A 17,367-nucleotide genomic window follows, 5' to 3' on the forward strand; every position below is an offset into this window, starting at 1 on the left:
ATGAAGGCAATGCTTCTGACACCGAAGCAATGGACCCGCAGCCGGGAGCCGCTCCTGCGGCTGATGGCCGCCTGGGGCGGCGGACGGCTGTCGGCGGCGGGCCTAGCGGCTCTGAAGGAGCTGCGGGCGGAGGAGCTGGAGACCGCGGGCGGAGGGGCTCCGGCGGCGGCGCTGGCCGTCCTGCTGGAGCAGGGACGTCCGGCGGGCATCGCCTTTGCCCGCAAGGCAGGCCGGGAGGCCTGCCTTGTCGCCGTCTCGCCGCCCTGCCGCGGCCGAGGAGCCGGCAGCCGGCTGCTGCGCGAGCTGCAGCGGACGTGGGGAGCGCTCGACTGCCGCGTCGCCGCGGACAACGCCGCGAGCATGAAGATGTGCTTCCGCGCTGGCATGGCCGCAGTGGCGCTGGAGGACGGCCCGACCGGCAAGCCGACGCTCGTGTTCCGCAGCGGCGCCGGCGCGCTTGCCGCGCAAGGCGCGCAAGACGGCGCAGCGCGGGCGGAGGCGCTACGCGAGGCGGCTCGGATTGAGACGGCGCAAGTCAATGCGGCGCGTTCCCAGGCGGGTCGGTCTGAGGTAGAGCGTTTCGAAGTGGAGCGGCCTCAGGCGGAGCGGTTCGAGACGGCTTGGTTCGAGGCGGCTCAGCCTCAGGCGGAGCGGTCCCAGGTGGGGCGGTCCGAGGCGGAGCGGTTCGAGGCGGCTTGGCCTCAGGCGGAGCGGTCCCAGGTGGGGCGGTCCGAGGCGGAGCGGTCCGAGGCGGCTTGGCCTCAGGCGGAACGGTCCCAGGTGGGGCGGTCCCAGGTGGGGCGGTCCCAGGTAGGGCGGTCCGAGGCGGGGGCGACGAAAGCAGCGCGCACCGCAGGCGCGGCGCGAACCCCCTCCTCCCGGCCTTCCGGCCGCGAGCTCCTTCCGAAAAAGCCCGCTGCTGCAAGGAGGGATGATCATGGCTCAGCCGGTGCTCGGCATCTTAACGTTATACCTCAATGAGAACAAGGCGCTCGAGGAGCGCCCGATCTATCAGCGGATGATCGTCGCCGGCAAGAAAATGGGGCTCGACGTGTTCGTCTTCACGCCTGCCGACGTCGATTACGAGAAGAACCGGATCCAGGCGATGATCTACGATCCGTCGTCGAAGACGTGGTCGCGGCGCTGGACCTCCTTTCCCCATATGATCTTCGACCGCTGCCGCATCCAGCAGAGCTACCGCTTCGAGCAGCTTCAGAAATTCCGCTCCCGCTACGGCCATCTGACCTTCCTCAACCGGATGCTGCGCAACAAATGGACGGTGTACAAGACGCTGGCCGCGCAAAGCCGGTTTCAAGGACGGCAGCCGCTGACCGTGCTGTATGCCGGACACAAGGATCTGGCCGACATGCTGCGCCGCTTCCCGCTCGTCTTCCTCAAGCCGATCAACGGAACGGGCGGGCGCGGCATCCTGCGGATCGAGCGGCAGAAGGAAGGCGTCTATCTCATCCAAGGACGCGATCAGTCTCGGCGCATCATCCGGCCGCAGAAGGTCGGAGCGGCCGCGCTGCAGGAGCGGCTTTCCTCCTGGAGCCTCGGCGGCGGCAAGTACATCGTGCAGCAGGGCATCATGATCAAGCTGCCGAGCGGCCGCGTCCACGACTACCGGCTGCTCGTGCAGAAGAACGGCCGCGGCGAATGGGAGCCGACCGGCTGCGCGGGCCGGGTCGGCGCGGCGGGCAGCATCACCTCCAACCTGCACGGCGGCGGCAAGGCGATGCGCATGGAGGAGCTGCTCTCCTCCTGGGTCGGCGACGAGGAGCTGGCCGCGTCCGTACGCCGCGAGGCGGAGCAGTTCGGCGTCGAAGTCGCGGCCCATCTGGAGCGGCAGTACGGCCGCCTGTGCGAGCTGGCGCTCGACCTGGCGATCGACAAGAAAGGCGGCATCTGGCTGCTCGAGGTCAATCCGAAGCCCGCGCGCGAGGTGTTCCGCCAGAGCGGCGATCTCGCGACCTATGAGCGGGCCATCGTGAAGCCGCTGGAGTACGCGCTGTACCTCTACTCGAGACGCGGACGCAAGTCCGGCGGCCGCACGACAGGCGGACGCACGGCCGGGTCGCGCACGAGAGGCTCGCGCACGGCCGGATCGAGGACGACGGGCTCGCGCACGACCGGTTCAAGCCTGGGCGGCGCGCAGCCGGTCGGCTCGGGGCCGGCGGCAGACGAAGCGGCGACGCTCGGCTCCGGCTCGAAGCGCCGGAATGCGGAGCCCGGCGGCAGCCGCAGCCCGGCCGGGACGGCGGCAGGCAGCGGCAGGAGCGGATTGGCCGGATCGGCGGCAGGCAGCGGCAGTAGCGGTCCGGCCGGGACGGCCGCAGGCAGCGGCAGGAGCGGATTGGCCGGATCGGCGGCAGGCAGCGGCAAAAGCGGCGCGGCCAGCTCGGCCGCGGACGGCGGCAAGCGCTCGGCGGCAGGCGGCGCGCAGGGACGCGTTTCGAAGCAGCCGCCTGGCGGGCGGCGCGAGGAGAACGAGTCGCCGGATCGGCGGCGCAAGCCGAGACCGCTGGCCGGATCGGGTCCGTTCGCGGCGAACAAGCCGACGATCCGCTCCGTCCCGGCGCCGGCGAGTTCCGCTCTTTCCGCTGACATGGATGAGGCGGAGCTTGAGCCTCTTGCCGCGCCGGCCGATACGGCGGCGAAGCAGGGCGATCCGTCGGTAAAGCAGGCCAATTCATCAGCGAGGCAGGCCGATTCGTCGGCGAAGCAGGCCGATCCGTCGGCCGAGCAAGTCGACACAGCGGCCGCGCCGCAGACGGAGGAGAACGGGGAGTAGACAGAATCCGTCTTGTCCGTTCGGAAGGACCCGGGCAGCCTAGGAAGGTCGATTTCGTGAAAAAATCGGCCTGCGGACTCCCCCGAGCGCGATCCTCGGCCTGCAACCCGATAAAATCGGCTTGCGGACTCCCCGCGGCGCGATCCCCGGGCCGTAACCCGAAAAAATCGGCTTACGGACTCCCCGGGGCGCGATTCTCGGGCCGCAACCCGATAAAATCGGCTTACGGACTCCCCGGGGCGTGATCCTCGGCCTGCAACCCGAAAAAATCGGCTTACGGACTCCCCGGGGCGCGATCCCCGGGCTGCAACCCGATAAAATCGGCTTGCGGACTCCCCGGGGCGCGATCCTCGGCCTGCAACCCGATAAAATCGGCTTGCAGACTCTCCGGAGCGCGATTCTCGGGCCGTAACCCGAAAAAATCGGCTTGCGGACTCCCCGGAGCTCGCTCCTCGGGCTGCAACCCGATAAAATCGGCTTACGGACTCCCCAAGGCGCAGCTCCTCCGCAAAGCGGCTGTACACGAAAAGATACGTACATCAAAAAACCAGGACGAAGCTGCTTCCCGGCCTCGTCCTGGTTTTCCGTTTGCAATCCGGCCGCGGGCTTTCCGCAGCCGGCGCCGCGCTCGGGCGTCCCGCCTTGCTTCTCTACGTCCAGCCGCGCTCCCCGGCTGACGGCCGCTCTACTCTCCGAGCAGCTCCAGCAGCTCGCCGAAGCGGCGGATGCGGACATCCGCCCCGTCGAGCTCGGACGACGCGCCGAAGTCGGCGTAATCGCAGCCGACGACCGGCAAGCCGTTGCGCTTGCCGGCATCGACGTCCGAGGAGCGGTCGCCGACCATCCAGGCGCGGGCGACGCCATGCTCTGCGAGCAGCAGGCGGACGAGCTCTGCCTTGGTCGCCGTGCCTCGGCCGCCGGCCGTGTAAAGGCCGTCGAACAGCGGCTCCAGCCGCTTGTGCCGGACGATGCCCTCGACATAAGGCTGCAGGCCGTTGCTCGCCACGAACAGCCGGATTCCCCTCGCGCGCAGCTCGGCGAGCGTCTCGGTTACGCCTTCGTACAGCACGCCTTTGCCGGCCGCCAGCTCCTCCAGCTCGAACTGCAGCAGCAGCTCGTTGGCGCGCTCGCGGGCCGCCTCGGACGCGGTCGGCATCAGCTTGAGCCAGATGTCCTCCAGCAGCATGCCGAGGCAGCCGAGCAGAGCCTCCACCGGCGGCTCCGGCTCCGCATACAGTCCCTCCTCGCGCAGCGCCGCGAAGATGCGCCCATGCGCCTCCATCAGCAGCGTCTCCGTCTGCAGCAGCGTTCCGTCCATGTCGAACAGGATCGCCTCCGGCCGCTCGAGCCGCACGTTTCCGGCCGCTTGTTCCGTCATCCCGGTTCTCCCCTTTCCTCGCTTTTCCCACTATAGCCCAGCCTGTCCGCCCCGGCAAGGCGCAGCCGGTCGCCCGGCAGCTCGCCCGCTTCCGCGATCCGACGCTTCTGCAGCGGGCTTTCCCGAGGCAGATACACCTCCACGACCGTGCCGACATGCCTGCGGCTGCGGAACTCGATCGTGCCGTCATGGGCTTCCAGAATGCGCTTCGTCACCATCAGCCCGAGCCCCGTCCCCTTCTCCTTGGTGGAATAGAACGGCTCGCCGAGCCGGTCGAGGCATTCTTCCGGCATGCCTCCGCCCTCGTCGGCCACGCGCACATGCCAACCCTCCGCAGCGGCCTCCAGCTCGATGCGGATCTCACCCTGCTCCATGACCTCGATGGCGTTCTTGACGAGGTTGACGAACACCTGCTTGATCCCGTATTCCTCTCCGAGCACGACCGCCTCCGGAAGCGGCTCCAGCCTCAGCTCGATGCTCTTGAGCAGCGCCTGCGGGCTCATCAGCGTTGCAACCGCTTCCAGAATGCCGTCCAAGCGCACTTGCTTCACGATGCTTTTCTGCGGCTTGGCCAGCATGAGCAGCTCGTTCGTGATCGAATCGATGCGGCTGATCTCCTCCTGCAGAATCTGGAACATGTAGGCTTTCTCCGGCCTTTCGTTATAGGTTTCCAGCAGCCGGACGAAGCCTTTGAGCGAGGTGAGCGGGTTGCGGATCTCATGCGCGACCGCCGCGGCGAGCTGGCCCGCCGTCTGCAGCTTCTCCGATTTGAGCAGCAGCTTTTCCGTCTCGAGCTTCTGCGTCAGATCCTTGAGGATCAAATACGCGCCGTCCCGCTGTCCATGGATCAGGATCGGCACGAACTCCACCTCCGCCAAAATCGTTTCTCCGCTCCGCAGCGGCAACGGCAGCGCCAGCGGAGACATCTGGCAATCGGCGCCATCCCAGAGCCGGGTGAGCTCGTCTCTCCTCTCTTCGTCGAGCTTCATCAGCTCGTCAAGCCGCATCCCGGCCAGCTCCTCCGGCTGCGCTCCGAGCAGCTTCAGACCGGCAGGATTGCATTCCCTCACTTTTCCGTCGTTGTCCAGCTCCAGAATCGCATCCGAATGATGGGCGATCAGCGACCGCAGCCGCCGCTCGGCTTCCCGGATCTTCAGCTCGCTCCGCTTCTGCAGCGTGACGTCTCTGCCCATGCCGAAAATGCCGATCACATGCCCGTCCACGACAATCGGGAATTTCGTCACCTGCCCGTACAGCTCATGCCCCTGGCTGTTGATGATCCGATATTCGCGATACTGAGGCTGGCCGGCAGCGGCGAGCCGGAAGTGCTCCCTCGCCTCAGGAAGCTCGTCCGGATGAAGCAGCGGCTCGAAGCTGCTGCCGATCAGCTCTCTCTCCGAATAGCCGGTGATCGCGGCCATCGCGGGATTGACGAGCACGAAGCGCCCTTCCAGATCCATCTGGAACACCGAGTCCTGATTTTGCCGGAACAGCGACTCATAGCGCTGGTCGAGACGCTGGCTGTTCTTGCGCTCCGCCGTGATCTCGCGCAAGACGACGGCCAGCCCCGGGGGCAGCGGCAGCGCCTGCACGGCGTACCAGCGGTCGGACTCGGGAGAATATTCCTCGAAGCGGGACGAGCGTCCCGTCGCAGCTGCTTGCTCGAAGACGGGCTTCGCCCGCTCGACCCAATTCGCCGGAAACAGATCCCACAGCAGAGTGCCGATCAGCTGTTCCCGCGGCTTGCCCGCAAAATGCTCGGTCATCCGATTCGCATAGATGAACCTCCACTCCGGATCCAGCACGTACACCGCTTCCTCCACCTTGTCCCAGAGCAAAGCCAGATCCATCTCTTCCCGCAGCTCTCTGTCCATCGCGCTGTCCCCCCGTCCATGCGGCATGATCGGCAATCGTTGCCCGTTGACATGAATGTAGCGGCTCCAGTCCCGGTTAGCAAGCCAAAATCTGCCTATTGGAAGCCGGCGATCAAATAGGCGAGTGTCCTCCCAGCCCTCCCGCGCATAAGCTGTAGCATCCCATTGCAACGGAGGCGCATCCCATGTCCTTTGTTCCCGTACCGCCCGCCTATCCTCCCTATCCCTATCCTTATCCGTACCCGTATCCCTACCCTCCTTATCCGGAGGTGCTGCCGCTGCCGATACCGCTGCCGATCGGCGGCTTCGGTCCCGGCTTCGGTCCCGGCTTCGGTCCGGGCTTCGGTCCCGGCTTTCACGGCCCGGGCGGTCCCGGCTTCGGCCCCGGCGGTCCTGGCTTCGGCCCTGGGGGCCCGGGCGGTCCCGGCTTCGGGCCGGGCGGCCCGGGCTTTCACGGCGGCCCCGGCTTCCACGGCGGCGGCGGCTTCCATGGCGGCGGCCATCGTCCGTCCATCTTTGACCGCATCATTCCCTGATTATGCGCAAAAACGCCGGGAGCCTGCCTCCGGGCGTTTTTTCCGTCTGCTTCTATGTCCGTGCCTTCCTGTTATGTCGGGCAGCCGTCAGTAAATCTTCTTCTGCCCCATATCCGCCTTGATGATCTCGACCGATTCCCGGAAGCGCATCGCATGCACGATCTCGCGCTCGCGCAGGAACTTCAGGCTGTCCTGCAAGTCGACGTCGTCGGTGTAGTCGATGAGCCACTGATAGGTCGCCCGCGCCTTTTCCTCGGCCGCGATATCCTCGTACAGATTCGCGAGCGGATCGCCTTTGGCCGCGATGTAGGTCGCCGTCCACGGCACGCCGGCCGCGCTGTTGTAGAACAAGTCCCCGCCATGATTGACGAAGTCGGTTCCGAGGCCCGCCTCGCGCAGCTGCTCCGGCGTCGCGTCCTTGGTCAGCTTGTAGATCATCGTCGCGATCATCTCGAGATGCGCGAATTCCTCCGTCCCGATGTCGTTCAGCACGCCGATCACCTTGTCCGGAATCGTATACCGCTGGTTCAGGTAGCGCAGCGCCGCCGCGAGCTCGCCGTCCGCGCCGCCGTACTGCTCGACGAGGAACTTCGCCATCATCGGGTCGCATTTGCTGACTTTTACCGGATATTGCAGCTTCTTCTCATACAGCCACATGCCCTCATCCCCCCTCGCTGGCGTCTATCCGCGATTGTTGCTCTTGTCCATGCCCGGCCGCCTGCGGCGCGCGCTCCGCCGCCTCGGCCCGGGCCCTCGCCTCCCTGCGCGGACACGGGCGGGAGCAGGCTCTGCTGCATCCCGGCTCCGCCGCCAGCGCCGCATGCCGCTCCGCCGGGCCGGGCGGCCGCTCCGCCGCTCCGCGCCGATCGTCCATGCTCATACCTGCCAAGGCCACGGCGTCTCGTTCCATTGCCAAGGATACCGGGAATAGCTGTTGCCGAAGTTGACCAGCGGTCCGAACTGCAGCTCGAACTGCTGCGCCACGGCCTGCCGCTTCTGCGCCAGCTGGTTGAACTGCTGGATCGCCTGCAAGTCCCCCGGATGCGTGTTCAAGTACAGGTTCAGCTCCACCAGCGCAAAATCCAGCACCTGAAGCTCCTTCAGTCCGGCTTGATAGGCCTCCTTGTCGAATGCCTGCTTCTGCTGCTCCTCGCTCATCGAATCCGTTCAGCTCCTTCCGCAGCCTGGCTCATAAGGACTGTACAGCGCCGGCCACAGCGTGCCGAGGCGCAGCGCCTCCTCGAGCGGATATTGAGGCAACCCCGTCGGCTGGTACAGGATGTACTGATTCGGCGGAATGACATACCGCCTGACGCCGATCGGCGGGCACGGATCGCATGCTCCCCGAAAGGGAAGCCATTCCCTGTAGCCGGCTCCCGGCACGCCCGGCGGCGGCAGCTCGCCCGCTGCTCCCGCCTGCGCTCCGTAGCCCGCCGCCGCGCCGTATGCGGGCTGGCCGTAAGCGGCCGCAGCCGCCAGCTCCGCCTCGCTGCGGTAAGCCTGCTGCGGGGCGCCGAAGCCAGGGGCCCCGCCGGCATAGGCCGGGGCGCCATACGCGCCGCCGCCGGGCTGGCCGGCATAACCGCCCTGGCCGCCTCCGAACATACCTCTTGCTGCCTGTAGCCTCATGTCCTGCCTCCTTGCCCGGCCGAGCCTCCTTCTGTCGACGCAGCGGCTGCAGGCCGGATGCTGTGCTGCTCCTTAAAGCGTATGAGCCGGGGCTTTTCCAACTTGCCTTTTACTTTTTGGCGATGCCATCCGATAGGACTTTGCCGGGGCGACGGCGAAGTAGAAGCGATCGCGCTCCCTGCGCCTCCTCCCAACTCCGTCCGAAAGGCAGGTCGCCATGTTCGATTCCGACATTACCGAGCGCTTCGTCGCCTACAGTCCTGCCCATCTGATCAGCCTCGGACTCATCTTCGCCGCGGTCCTGCTGCTGTTCGCCTTCCGCGGGCCGCTGGCCCGCCGCCGCCCCGCGTCCGGTCGCTACGCGCTGGCCGGACTGCTCGCCGCCTGCGAGATTCTGCTGAACGTCTGGTACGTCTCGAACGGCGTGTTCCGCCCGGAGGCCACCCTTCCGTTGGAGCTGTGCAGCATCTCGCTTTATTTGTCCGTCATCATGCTGCTGCTGCGCAGCCGGCTGCTGTTCCAGATCGTCTACTTCACCGCGATCGGCGGCGCGCTGCAGGCGCTTGCCACGCCCGTGCTCGGCTATGCGTTTCCGCATTTCCGCTTCCTCGAGTTTTTTGCCGCGCACGGTCTGCTGCTCCTGGCGGCCCTCTACATGGTCTGGGTCGAAGGCTTCCGCCCGACGCTGCGCTCGCCGTTCATCGCCTGGGGAGCGGTCAACGCGATCGCCGCCGTCGTGTTCGCGGTCAACCGGCTGACCGGAGCGAACTACATGTTCCTCGCCCGCAAGCCGCCGAGCTCGTCGCTGCTCGACTATCTCGGCCCGTACCCGTGGTACATCCTGTCGCTCGAGGCCGTCGCGCTACTGCTGTTCCTGCTGCTCTACCTGCCGTTCGCGCGAAGCGGACGGCGCGGAAGGGAGCCGGCCCGCGCCCCGTCGCCTTAGGCGGTTCCCTTGAGGAAGGCCGTACGCGCCAAAAAAGCCCGCTTCTCCCGACAGTCGGGAAAAGCGGGCTTTTTCGCCTGCGCCGAAGGCGGCTACAGGCGGATCTTGAGCTGGAACAGGCCGGCCTTGCGCGCCGCCATGTAGATGATGACGACGAGCGGGCCGAGAAAAACGCCGATGACGCCCACCAGCTTGAAGCCGACATAAAGGCTGATCAGCGCGGAGATCGCGCCGATGCCGACGGAGTCGCCGAGAATTTTGGGCTCGATGATGCGCCGCACGACGGTGATGACGAGAAACAGCAGCACGAGGCCGAACGCGGTGCCGCTGTGGCCGGCCAGCAGCATGTAGGCCGCCCACGGCACGAGCACCGACCCGGTGCCGAGGATCGGCAGGATGTCGACGACAACGACGAGCAGCGCGATCGCCATCGCGTAGTCGATGCCCATGCTCGCCAGGCCGATCAGCGTCAGGACGTACGTCACGAGGCTGAGCAGCAGCTGCGAGCGCAGGAAGCCGAAGATCGAGTCCTTTAGGTTGTCGAGCACCTGCCCGAGCTGCGGCTGGGAGTCCTCGTGGAACAGCGACAGGAACGACGCCCTCATCGTGTCGAGGCCGAAGCTGAACATGTACACCGCGACGAGGAACACGATCGTGAAGATGAACATTCCCGGCAGGCCCGAGGCGACGGCGACGACCGAGCCTGAGAGCGCGGTCGCCATGCCCGTCAGCGAGCTGGCGAGCCCGTTTAGCACCTTTTCCAGCTGCACGGCCGTCTCCGGCGGGATCGTCATGTAGACATCCTTGGCATGCTCGAACTTTTCTCGGAAAAAGACGTTCGCATCCGCCACCATCGCCGGCGCGCGGTTCCAAAAGGCGATCAGCTCCGCCGCCAGCTTGAAGCCGATGCCGGCGGCAAGCGCCAGCAGCAGCACGGTGAACAGCGTGCTGCTCGCGGCCGCGGCCGCGAGCCGGCTCATGCCGGCCTTGCGCATCAGCAGCCGGTTGAGCGGCTCCAAAAAGATGGCGACGACAAGCGCGAGCAGGAACGGCGCGCCGACGGTGAAGCTGAGGTACAGCAGCAGCAAGCCTACGGCAATGAAAACGAGCGTTTTGATCGGCAAAGCCATTCTCCCCGGGGCTGCAGTCCCCGCAGATCTCCCTTCCGGCGAGGCTGGCCGCTGCCGGGCTCCCGAAAAGAAGCTCTCCGGACGCTCCGCGCTAGCTCTCCTCTGCCGGCTCGTCCCGATCTGCAGCGGCTTCGGGATTGCGGTAGATGCGGACGCGCAGCACGCGCAGAGGCTGGCATTCCGCTACCTCGAATGTATATTCGCGATAGCCGATTTTCTTGCCTTGCTCGGGGGTGCCGCCCAGCCGGCGGAACATCCACCCCCCGATGGAATCGACCTCCTCGTCCTCGAGATCGAGCTGCAGCAGGCGGTTGATGTCGTCGATCAGCATGCGGCCGTCGACGGTCGTCGCCTCCCCCTGGACCGTGATCGCCGGCGGCGCCTCGTCGAACTCGTCATGGATCTTGCCGACGATCTCCTCGAGGATCAGCTCGGCCGTCAGCATGCCCGCCGTGCCGCCGTACTCGTCGACGACGACGGCGAGCTGGCTGTGGCGCGCCTGCATGAGCTGCAGCACCTGGCTGACCTCCATCGACTCCGGCACGTTCAGCACCGGCCGGATCAGCTTGCGCAGATCCGGCACGCTGCCGCGGTCCGCAGTCAGCAGGTCGGCGATGTGCACGAAGCCGATGATCTGGTCCTTCTCCTCAATCGCCACGGGATAGCGGGTATGCCGGGTCCGATACACCGTCTCGCGGTTCTCCTCGAGCGAGCGCGTCGTGAACAGGCAGTCCATGTCCGTCCGCGGCAGCATCACCTCGCGCGCCAGCAGGTCCGCGAAGTCGAATACATTGCCGACAAGCTTCATCTCGTTGTCGTCGATGATGCCGCTCTGCGCGCTTTGGTTGACGAGCAGCCGGATCTCCTCCTCGGTATGGGCCGACTCGTGCTCGCTCGCCGGCTCGATGCCGATCAGCCGCAGCAGCCGGTTCGCCGCCCCGTTCAGCAGCAGGATCGCCGGCTTGAAGATCGCATAGAAGAACAGCAGCGGCGCGGACAGCCAGAGCGACACGCCCTCGGACTTCTGGATCGCGAGCGACTTCGGCGCCAGCTCGCCGATGACGATGTGCAGGAACGTGATGACGAGAAAGCCGATGACGATGGACACGGTCGAGACGACCGTCTCGTCGGCGATGCCGATTCGGTGCAGCAGCGGCTCGGCGATCAGATGGGAGATCGCCGGCTCGCCGACCCAGCCGAGGCCGAGCGAGGCGAGCGTGATGCCGAGCTGTGTCGCGGACAGATAGGCGTCGAGGCGATGGGCGATGCGCAGCGCGTAGCCGGCTTTTTTGCTGCCCTCCGAGGCGAGCTGCGTCAGCCTGGTCGTCCGTACTTTGACGAGGGCGAACTCCGCCGCGACGAAAAAGCCGTTCAGCAGCACGAGCACGACGACGACGAGCAGGTTCAGCGCGATATCGCCCGGATGGAACTCGGTTGTCATGACGTTCGGCCTCCGTTACGGGCAGAATGCGCCGGCCAGGGCGTGTTTGCAAACACGCCCTAGAGCACGGCCTTCTGCTTCATGAAATCGACCTCTTCGTAATACATCTGCTTCACGAGCAGGTTCGGACCGCAGCAGGCGGCAGCCGGACAATGGCAGCTGACGCTGCGGCTGAGCGGATGGTCCAGCCAGCGGGCGAACACGTCGTCGAGCCGCTCGTCCTGCACGTTGCCGAACGCCGGGATGTCGCTGAAGTCCGTCACGAACACCTCGCCCGTGAACAGGTTGACGTTGAGCCGGTTGCGGCCGTCGGGATCGTTGCGCACGGTCACGTTCGGCTCGCGCCCGAGCCGCGCCAGCAGGTCGCGGTCGGCGGGATCGGAGCTGCACGAGTAGAACGGCAGCGTGCCGAACAGCATCCACAGCTGCGGGTCGCGCGCGTCGAGCAGCTCCTCCACCGCCTGACGCATCTGCTCCTTGCTCAGTGCGGGCAGATCGCCGGCCCAGGCGCTCGGATACATCGGATGCACCTCATGGCGCTCGCAGCCCATCTCGCGGATGAGCCGGTGGATCTCCGGCATCTTGCGCCAGGTGCGGTAGTTGATCATCGACTCGGCGGAGACGAGCACGCCCGCGTCGCTCAGCCGGCGCGCGTTGTCGATCATCCGCTCGTACATCCGGACCGCGGCCGAGCGCGGCACCGAATGGCCCGAGCGCGCGAAGCCCACCTCATGGAAGTCGTCCGCCGACGTGTAGTTGAACGAGATATGCATGACGTCAAGGTAAGGAGCGATCAGCTCGTAGCGCGAATAGTCGAGCGTGACGTTGGAGTTGAGCTGGGAGCGGATGCCGCGGCTGCGGGCGTACTTCAGCAGCGGCACGATATAGTCGCGCACCGTCCGCTCGGAATAGGACGGCTCGCCGCCGGTGATGCTGATCGTCTGCAGCTGCTCGACCTCGTCGAGCCGCGAGAGCATCAGCTCGAGCGGCAGCTTGTCCGGCTCGCGCATCGTCAGCGTGTCGCCGACCGCGCAATGCTCGCAGCGCATGTTGCACAGGTTCGTGACCGTGAATTCGACGCTCGTCAGGGCATGTCGGCCGAAGCGCTCCAGGCTGCCGAGCGGGTCCCACGGGTCGTTTTGCGGGGACAGCGGCGTCAGCAGCGGTTGAAGCGTCATTTCTGGGTTCATGTTCGATCCAGCACCTTATCGTTTATTAATGAAACACTTGGCCTTTATTGTACTTCCCCTTCCCGATCGAATCAAACCGCCGGGCGCCGCCAACGCAAAAAAAGGAGCCCGTAGGCTCCCCCGAAACCGCTGCCTGATGCTGCCGAGACGATCAAGACGGCGCGCCCGCAAGCTGCGCCTCGGGCAACTCGTCGTTGACGCCGGCGATCATGCGGGTAAGCTGCAGCGACATGTCGATCTCGTACGGCGCGCGCAGCCGCACGCCCTCGTCGTCGCGCAGGACGCGCACGACCGGCCGATGCGGGCAGCTCGGCCGCACGTCGACGACGACGCCGATCTCGCCGGTCTTGAGGCGGACCGTCATGCCGACCGGATAGATGGCGACCTTGTCGCGGAACAGCTGCACCATCGACTGCTCGTACTGGGTGCCGGTGCCGGCGTACAGCGCCTCGACCGCCTGATGCGGCAGCATCGGCTCGCGGTAGATCCGGTTGGTCGTCATCGCGTCGTACGAGTCGACCATGCCGATCCATTTGGAGAACTCGTGGATCTCCTTGCCCTTGAGGCCGAACGGATAGCCGCTGCCGTCGAGCCGCTCGTGATGCTGCAGCGCGCACAGCGCGGCGGCGGCCGGCACGCCCGCCTCATGGCGGAGAAGCTCGTAGCCGTATTCCGTATGGCGCTTCATCTCTTCGAATTCTTCCCGCGTCAGCAGACCGGGCTTCTTGAGCAGCTCGACCGGCACCATCGTCTTGCCGACGTCATGCAGCAGCGCTCCCATGCCGAGCACGGTCAGCTCGTCGCGCGAGTAGCCGTGATGGATGCCGAGCATCGTCGAGTAGACGCAGACGTTGAACGAATGCTGGTACAGATAATTGTCCACCGACGCCATGTTCATGAGCATGACGACGGATTCCTTATGCGCGGACAGGTCGTCGATGACCCGATTCATGACGTCGCGCAGCTGCGGTCCGACGAAAGGATAGGCCGCTCCGCGCCTGCGCTGGGGCAAATCCATCATTTGCCGGAAGCTGGCCCGGATCTCCGTCATCGCGACCCGCATCGTATCCTCGCTGATCAGCTCGTTGATCAGGATGTCGTCGGTCGCCTCGTCCTGGATGAAAAGGAAATTGATCTGGCATTCCTGGAGCCGCTCGATGAGCCGGCTCGTCAGCTCGAAGCCTTCGCCAAGCAGGACGAGTCCCTCCCCGGAGAGAACCTTTTTGGCCAGCCTCATCCCGGGCCGGCACATGCTTAGGGGCATCAGTATCATGGACGGGTCGCTCCCTGGGTACGATTAGAATCCTATCCTGTTAACTATCGACATCCGTGAGGAAAAACATTAGATTCGACAGCGTTTTTCGAGCCGATCGGCTTCGATTCGACAAATCAGCGGACGAGCCTGAACCTCGGCTCGCCGCAGCGCCGCAGCGCCTCCGGCTTGTTGAGCTCGGCGGCAAGCACCTGGCGGATGAATTCCGGCAAGAAATAGCGGATGTCCCGCCCTTCCTTGAGCGGCAAATACCCGGCTCCGAAGGTGAACATGTCCAGCGTGCCGACGTCGTACTCGCGCTCGTCCTCCAGCTCGCGGCCGCCGCAGCGGATCGACACGATCCGGCCGCCTCCGTCCGCGTCCGGACTCCAGTCGATCTCGAGCCCGTCCACGGCCAGCGTGCCGAGCACCGTGCCGCGGAAGCCGAAGCCGCGCAGCTCCTTGCCGTAGAACTCCGGCTGCAGCGACTGCTCCACGGCCTCGCGGATGCGCCGGCCGACGAGCCGCATGCGGCAAGGATTGACCGGCGACGGGCACAGCGCATGCAGCAGCCCTTCGCTGATCTCTCCGGCCGGCAGCCCGCCGAGCAGCTGCCCGGCGTTGACGAGGCCGATGTCCGCTCCGGTCCACTCGCGCACGCCGGCCGCCAGCAGGTTCGCGAGCGGCGATTCGCGGGCCGGGTCGAGCTCGAGCGGCCGCTCGAGCGTAGCGGCCGGGCGCGACAGCTCGCGCCGGGCCGTCTCGCCGTGCTCGCTCAGCAGCCCGGCCGCCTCCTCGTCAATCGGCAGCGAGGCGACCGGCAGCAGGCGGCCGGCCGCCTCGAGCCGCCCGCTTGACGGATCGAGGCCGAGCTCGACGAGGCCGAGCCGCTCGCCGAACTTGCCGGCTCCGCACAGCAGCGCGCCGCGGACGCGCTCCGGCTCCTCCAGCAGATGATGCGTATGGCCGCCGAGAATGACGTCGATGCCGTCGATCTCCTCGGCCAGCCGGCGGTCCGCCGGCAAGCCTAGATGCGACAGCACGACGACCGCGTCCGCCGACCCGCGCAGGCGGCCGACCTGCTCGCGGACCGCTTCGAGCGGATCGGTGACGGTCCAGCCGAGCAGGCTGTAAAAGGCCGGGTAGGCCGCAGTGGCGCCGATCAGCGCGACGCGCAGCCCGTTCTTGACGAGCACCGTCCCGGGCAGCAGCCACTCCGGCCGCTCGCCTGTGCGCGCATCGAGCAGATTGCAGCAGAGGATCGGGAAGCGGGCGCCCGCGTAGATGCGCTCGAGCTCGTCCCGGGTGAACGTCAGCCCTTCGTTGTTGCCCGGCACGGCCGCCTCGCAGCCCGCCGCGTTCAGCAGCGCGATGTTGACGAAGCCTCCGGTGCCTTCGGTCTCCTGCCGCATCCGGTCGAGATGGTCGCCGATGTCGACGTACAGCACGCCCTGCTCGCCCTCATCGCGGCGCGCGTCCTTGACGGCGGCGGCGATCCGCCCCGCCTCCTCCAGGCGGCTGTGCACGTCGTTGCTGTGCAGCAGGAGCAGCCGGCTTCGTTTGTTGTCCGTTGATCGTTCCATGAGCGCGCTCCCTCCGTGCCTGCCCTTTTTTCGCCTGCGTGCCGGCCGGCGGGCGGCTTCAGCGGCGTTTCCTAAGGTCCTCCGGCGAAAAATCCGACTTGAAGCCGTACGCAGCGTCGCCGCCGAGCTCGGGCTCCTCCAGCAGCGTCAGCGAGACGACCCGCTTGACGTTCAGGCATTTGCTGCTGCCGTCCGGCACATAGAGGCGCAGCGGCCCTTCGCGCTCCAGCGGCACGCCTTCGCGGGCGAACAGAAACGCCGCCTGAGCGGCCTCGCGCCAAGAAATGACCGCTTCGAAGCGGTCATCCGCGACGACCTTCACATGGGTCGGCGCCGCGACGACGTCCTCTCTGCCGGCTGCGGCCGCCTGCTCCAGCCATCCCCGATGCCAGTCGATCAATCCGAAAGCCTCGCCGCTGCCGTCCGGCACCCGCTCCGACAGCGGGAAGACGGCGCCTGCCTGCTCCGCCATCATGCGCGGCGAGAGCGATTCGGCCGCAGCGGCACGGACGCCCCGACGCTGCAGCCGGATTTCGATTTCCTTTTCCATGCTCCATCCCCCATATCCCCTGCAATCTTGTTCAGCCGCCGATCTGCGACATCCGCCGCGACGTCGGGCTATGGCTGAGCGCCTCGCCGTGCAGCCTCGCCGCCATCTCATGGTTCTCCGGCTTGATGTCCGCGGCGCGCCGGAACAGCGCCTCAAGCGCCTCGCGGCTGCCGAGCGCGGGCTTGACGTTCAGTTCGTCCACCCAGTAGAGGCAAGGCTGCAGGCTGCCGTCCGCCGTCAGCCGGAGCCGGTTGCAGCGCGCGCAGAAACGGTCGCTGACCGGATGGATCAGGCCGAACGAGCCGGCCGCCCCCGCGAACGCCCAGTTTTCCGAAGGCCCGTTGCCCCGGAGCTCCTCGAGCGGAGCCATCGGCAGGCCGAGCTCGCGCGCCGCGTCCATGACCGCCGTCAGCGGCAGGTACGTCCTGCGCCACTGCTCGTCGGCATGGCCGATCGGCATGTATTCGATGAAGCGCACATGAAGCGGCTGCTCGACGGACAGGCGCAGGAAGCTCTTGATCTCGTCCTCGTTGATGCCCTTCAGCAGCACGCAGTTCAGCTTGATCGGGCCGAGCCCGGCTTCGCCGGCCGCCCGAATGCCCGCAAGCACCTGCTCCAGCCCGCCGCGCCGCGCGATGAAGCGGAAGCGGGCCGCATCCAGCGTGTCGAGGCTGATGTTCACGCGATCGAGGCCGGCCGCCTTCAGCGCGGCCGCCTGCCTCGCGAGCAGCATGCCGTTCGTCGTCATCGAGATCTCCTCGATGCCGGGAATCGCCTTGAGCCGGCGGATCAGACCGTCCAGGCCGGGCCGCACGAGCGGCTCGCCGCCGGTGATGCGCAGCCTCCGGAAGCCGAGGCCGGCCGCGGCCTCGACGACCTGGACGATGTCGTCGTAGCTCAGCAGCTCCGACGAGTCGGCGAACTCCATTCCTTCCTCGGGCATGCAGTAGAGGCAGCGCAGGTTGCAGCGGTCCGTCACCGAGATGCGCAAATAGTCGTGTATTCTTCCGAATCGGTCCCTCAGCATCGCGTTTCCCCCTCGGCCGGGCTTCCTGCCGGAAGCCTGC

General features: G+C 66.6%; 16 protein-coding genes. 4 read left to right on the top strand and 12 right to left on the bottom strand.

From position 1 onward, the window contains the following. Both H582_RS33145 and H582_RS33230 read left to right on the top strand, forming a co-directional pair. Positions 1–981 carry a GNAT family N-acetyltransferase gene (locus H582_RS33145; protein ID WP_052333297.1) on the top strand — a complete coding sequence of 327 codons (981 nt, stop codon included), beginning with the start codon at positions 1–3 and terminating at the stop codon, positions 979–981. Then, positions 938–2,791 (top strand): YheC/YheD family protein, encoded by a 1,854-nt coding sequence (locus tag H582_RS33230; RefSeq protein ID WP_084137333.1) that lies wholly within the window; start codon positions 938–940, stop codon positions 2,789–2,791. Before H582_RS33145 ends, H582_RS33230 begins: the two co-directional genes overlap by 44 nt. A 685-nt stretch (positions 2,792–3,476) precedes the next feature. Here the strand turns inward: H582_RS33230 and H582_RS0114705 are convergent. Together H582_RS0114705 and H582_RS27785 are read right to left on the bottom strand one after the other, a co-directional pair. After that, complete coding sequence (locus H582_RS0114705; protein WP_043111399.1) at positions 3,477–4,169, bottom strand: HAD family hydrolase; 693 nt, start codon at positions 4,167–4,169, stop codon at positions 3,477–3,479. Next, positions 4,166–6,043 carry a PAS domain S-box protein gene (locus H582_RS27785; protein WP_052333298.1) on the bottom strand — a complete coding sequence of 626 codons (1,878 nt, stop codon included), beginning with the start codon at positions 6,041–6,043 and terminating at the stop codon, positions 4,166–4,168. The genes H582_RS0114705 and H582_RS27785 overlap by 4 nt, the downstream gene beginning before the upstream one ends. A 185-nt stretch (positions 6,044–6,228) precedes the next feature. Here H582_RS27785 and H582_RS31990 point away from each other — a divergent pair, with 185 nt between their 5' ends. Then, complete coding sequence (locus tag H582_RS31990; RefSeq protein ID WP_052333299.1) at positions 6,229–6,579, top strand: hypothetical protein; 351 nt, start codon at positions 6,229–6,231, stop codon at positions 6,577–6,579. Between the two features lie 87 nt (positions 6,580–6,666). Here H582_RS31990 and H582_RS0114720 read toward each other — a convergent pair whose 3' ends face one another. The 3 genes from H582_RS0114720 to H582_RS33360 all read right to left on the bottom strand — a co-directional run bounded on the left by H582_RS0114720 (position 6,667) and on the right by H582_RS33360 (position 7,962). Continuing rightward, complete coding sequence (locus H582_RS0114720) at positions 6,667–7,236, bottom strand: manganese catalase family protein (protein WP_028599122.1); 570 nt, start codon at positions 7,234–7,236, stop codon at positions 6,667–6,669. 219 nt (positions 7,237–7,455) lie between these two features. Then, positions 7,456–7,737 (bottom strand): spore coat protein CotJB, encoded by a 282-nt coding sequence (locus tag H582_RS0114730; protein WP_028599124.1) that lies wholly within the window; start codon positions 7,735–7,737, stop codon positions 7,456–7,458. 9 nt (positions 7,738–7,746) lie between these two features. Beyond that, positions 7,747–7,962, bottom strand: a complete 216-nt coding sequence (locus H582_RS33360; RefSeq protein ID WP_028599125.1) for a spore coat associated protein CotJA — start codon at positions 7,960–7,962, stop codon at positions 7,747–7,749. A gap of 463 nt (positions 7,963–8,425) precedes the next feature. On the opposite strand from H582_RS33360, the gene H582_RS0114740 reads away from it, so the two are divergent. Continuing rightward, the gene (locus tag H582_RS0114740; protein WP_043111400.1) at positions 8,426–9,154 is read left to right on the top strand and encodes a YwaF family protein; all 729 of its coding nucleotides are present in this window, start codon (positions 8,426–8,428) and stop codon (positions 9,152–9,154) included. A gap of 92 nt (positions 9,155–9,246) precedes the next feature. Here H582_RS0114740 and ytvI read toward each other — a convergent pair whose 3' ends face one another. The 7 genes from ytvI to moaA all read right to left on the bottom strand — a co-directional run bounded on the left by ytvI (position 9,247) and on the right by moaA (position 17,327). Continuing rightward, positions 9,247–10,278, bottom strand: coding sequence for a sporulation integral membrane protein YtvI (gene ytvI / locus H582_RS0114745; RefSeq protein WP_028599127.1), 1,032 nt, complete (start codon positions 10,276–10,278; stop codon positions 9,247–9,249). Between the two features lie 97 nt (positions 10,279–10,375). Next, complete coding sequence (locus H582_RS0114750) at positions 10,376–11,725, bottom strand: hemolysin family protein (RefSeq protein WP_028599128.1); 1,350 nt, start codon at positions 11,723–11,725, stop codon at positions 10,376–10,378. Positions 11,726–11,784: 59 nt separating this feature from the next. After that, positions 11,785–12,915 carry a radical SAM/CxCxxxxC motif protein YfkAB gene (gene yfkAB, locus H582_RS0114755; RefSeq protein ID WP_052333300.1) on the bottom strand — a complete coding sequence of 377 codons (1,131 nt, stop codon included), beginning with the start codon at positions 12,913–12,915 and terminating at the stop codon, positions 11,785–11,787. A gap of 151 nt (positions 12,916–13,066) precedes the next feature. Then, positions 13,067–14,188 (bottom strand): HD-GYP domain-containing protein, encoded by a 1,122-nt coding sequence (locus tag H582_RS0114760; protein WP_028599130.1) that lies wholly within the window; start codon positions 14,186–14,188, stop codon positions 13,067–13,069. Between the two features lie 116 nt (positions 14,189–14,304). Then, a complete protein-coding gene (locus H582_RS0114765; RefSeq protein ID WP_043111401.1) occupies positions 14,305–15,750 on the bottom strand; it encodes a bifunctional metallophosphatase/5'-nucleotidase in 1,446 nt (481 codons plus the stop codon). 58 nt (positions 15,751–15,808) lie between these two features. Continuing rightward, positions 15,809–16,300 carry a hypothetical protein gene (locus H582_RS0114770; RefSeq protein ID WP_028599132.1) on the bottom strand — a complete coding sequence of 164 codons (492 nt, stop codon included), beginning with the start codon at positions 16,298–16,300 and terminating at the stop codon, positions 15,809–15,811. 31 nt (positions 16,301–16,331) lie between these two features. Next, the gene (gene moaA, locus H582_RS0114775; protein ID WP_028599133.1) at positions 16,332–17,327 is read right to left on the bottom strand and encodes a GTP 3',8-cyclase MoaA; all 996 of its coding nucleotides are present in this window, start codon (positions 17,325–17,327) and stop codon (positions 16,332–16,334) included. Positions 17,328–17,367: the final 40 nt, after the last annotated feature.

It is taken from the genome of Paenibacillus pasadenensis DSM 19293 (genome assembly GCF_000422485.1).
Lineage (GTDB): Bacteria > Bacillota > Bacilli > Paenibacillales > Paenibacillaceae > Paenibacillus_O > Paenibacillus_O pasadenensis.

Coding starts and splice junctions, on each gene's coding strand:
- H582_RS31990 (WP_052333299.1), top strand. CDS start 6,229: ATGTCCTTTGTTCCCGTACCGCCCGCCTATCCTCCCTATCCCTATCCT.
- H582_RS0114765 (WP_043111401.1), bottom strand. CDS start 15,750: ATGGAACGATCAACGGACAACAAACGAAGCCGGCTGCTCCTGCTGCAC.
- H582_RS0114705 (WP_043111399.1), bottom strand. CDS start 4,169: ATGACGGAACAAGCGGCCGGAAACGTGCGGCTCGAGCGGCCGGAGGCG.
- H582_RS0114770 (WP_028599132.1), bottom strand. CDS start 16,300: ATGGAAAAGGAAATCGAAATCCGGCTGCAGCGTCGGGGCGTCCGTGCC.
- H582_RS0114720 (WP_028599122.1), bottom strand. CDS start 7,236: ATGTGGCTGTATGAGAAGAAGCTGCAATATCCGGTAAAAGTCAGCAAA.
- H582_RS33230 (WP_084137333.1), top strand. CDS start 938: ATGGCTCAGCCGGTGCTCGGCATCTTAACGTTATACCTCAATGAGAAC.
- moaA (WP_028599133.1), bottom strand. CDS start 17,327: ATGCTGAGGGACCGATTCGGAAGAATACACGACTATTTGCGCATCTCG.
- H582_RS0114740 (WP_043111400.1), top strand. CDS start 8,426: ATGTTCGATTCCGACATTACCGAGCGCTTCGTCGCCTACAGTCCTGCC.
- H582_RS0114730 (WP_028599124.1), bottom strand. CDS start 7,737: ATGAGCGAGGAGCAGCAGAAGCAGGCATTCGACAAGGAGGCCTATCAA.
- H582_RS0114750 (WP_028599128.1), bottom strand. CDS start 11,725: ATGACAACCGAGTTCCATCCGGGCGATATCGCGCTGAACCTGCTCGTC.
- H582_RS27785 (WP_052333298.1), bottom strand. CDS start 6,043: ATGGACAGAGAGCTGCGGGAAGAGATGGATCTGGCTTTGCTCTGGGAC.
- yfkAB (WP_052333300.1), bottom strand. CDS start 12,915: ATGAACCCAGAAATGACGCTTCAACCGCTGCTGACGCCGCTGTCCCCG.
- H582_RS0114760 (WP_028599130.1), bottom strand. CDS start 14,188: ATGATACTGATGCCCCTAAGCATGTGCCGGCCCGGGATGAGGCTGGCC.
- H582_RS33145 (WP_052333297.1), top strand. CDS start 1: ATGAAGGCAATGCTTCTGACACCGAAGCAATGGACCCGCAGCCGGGAG.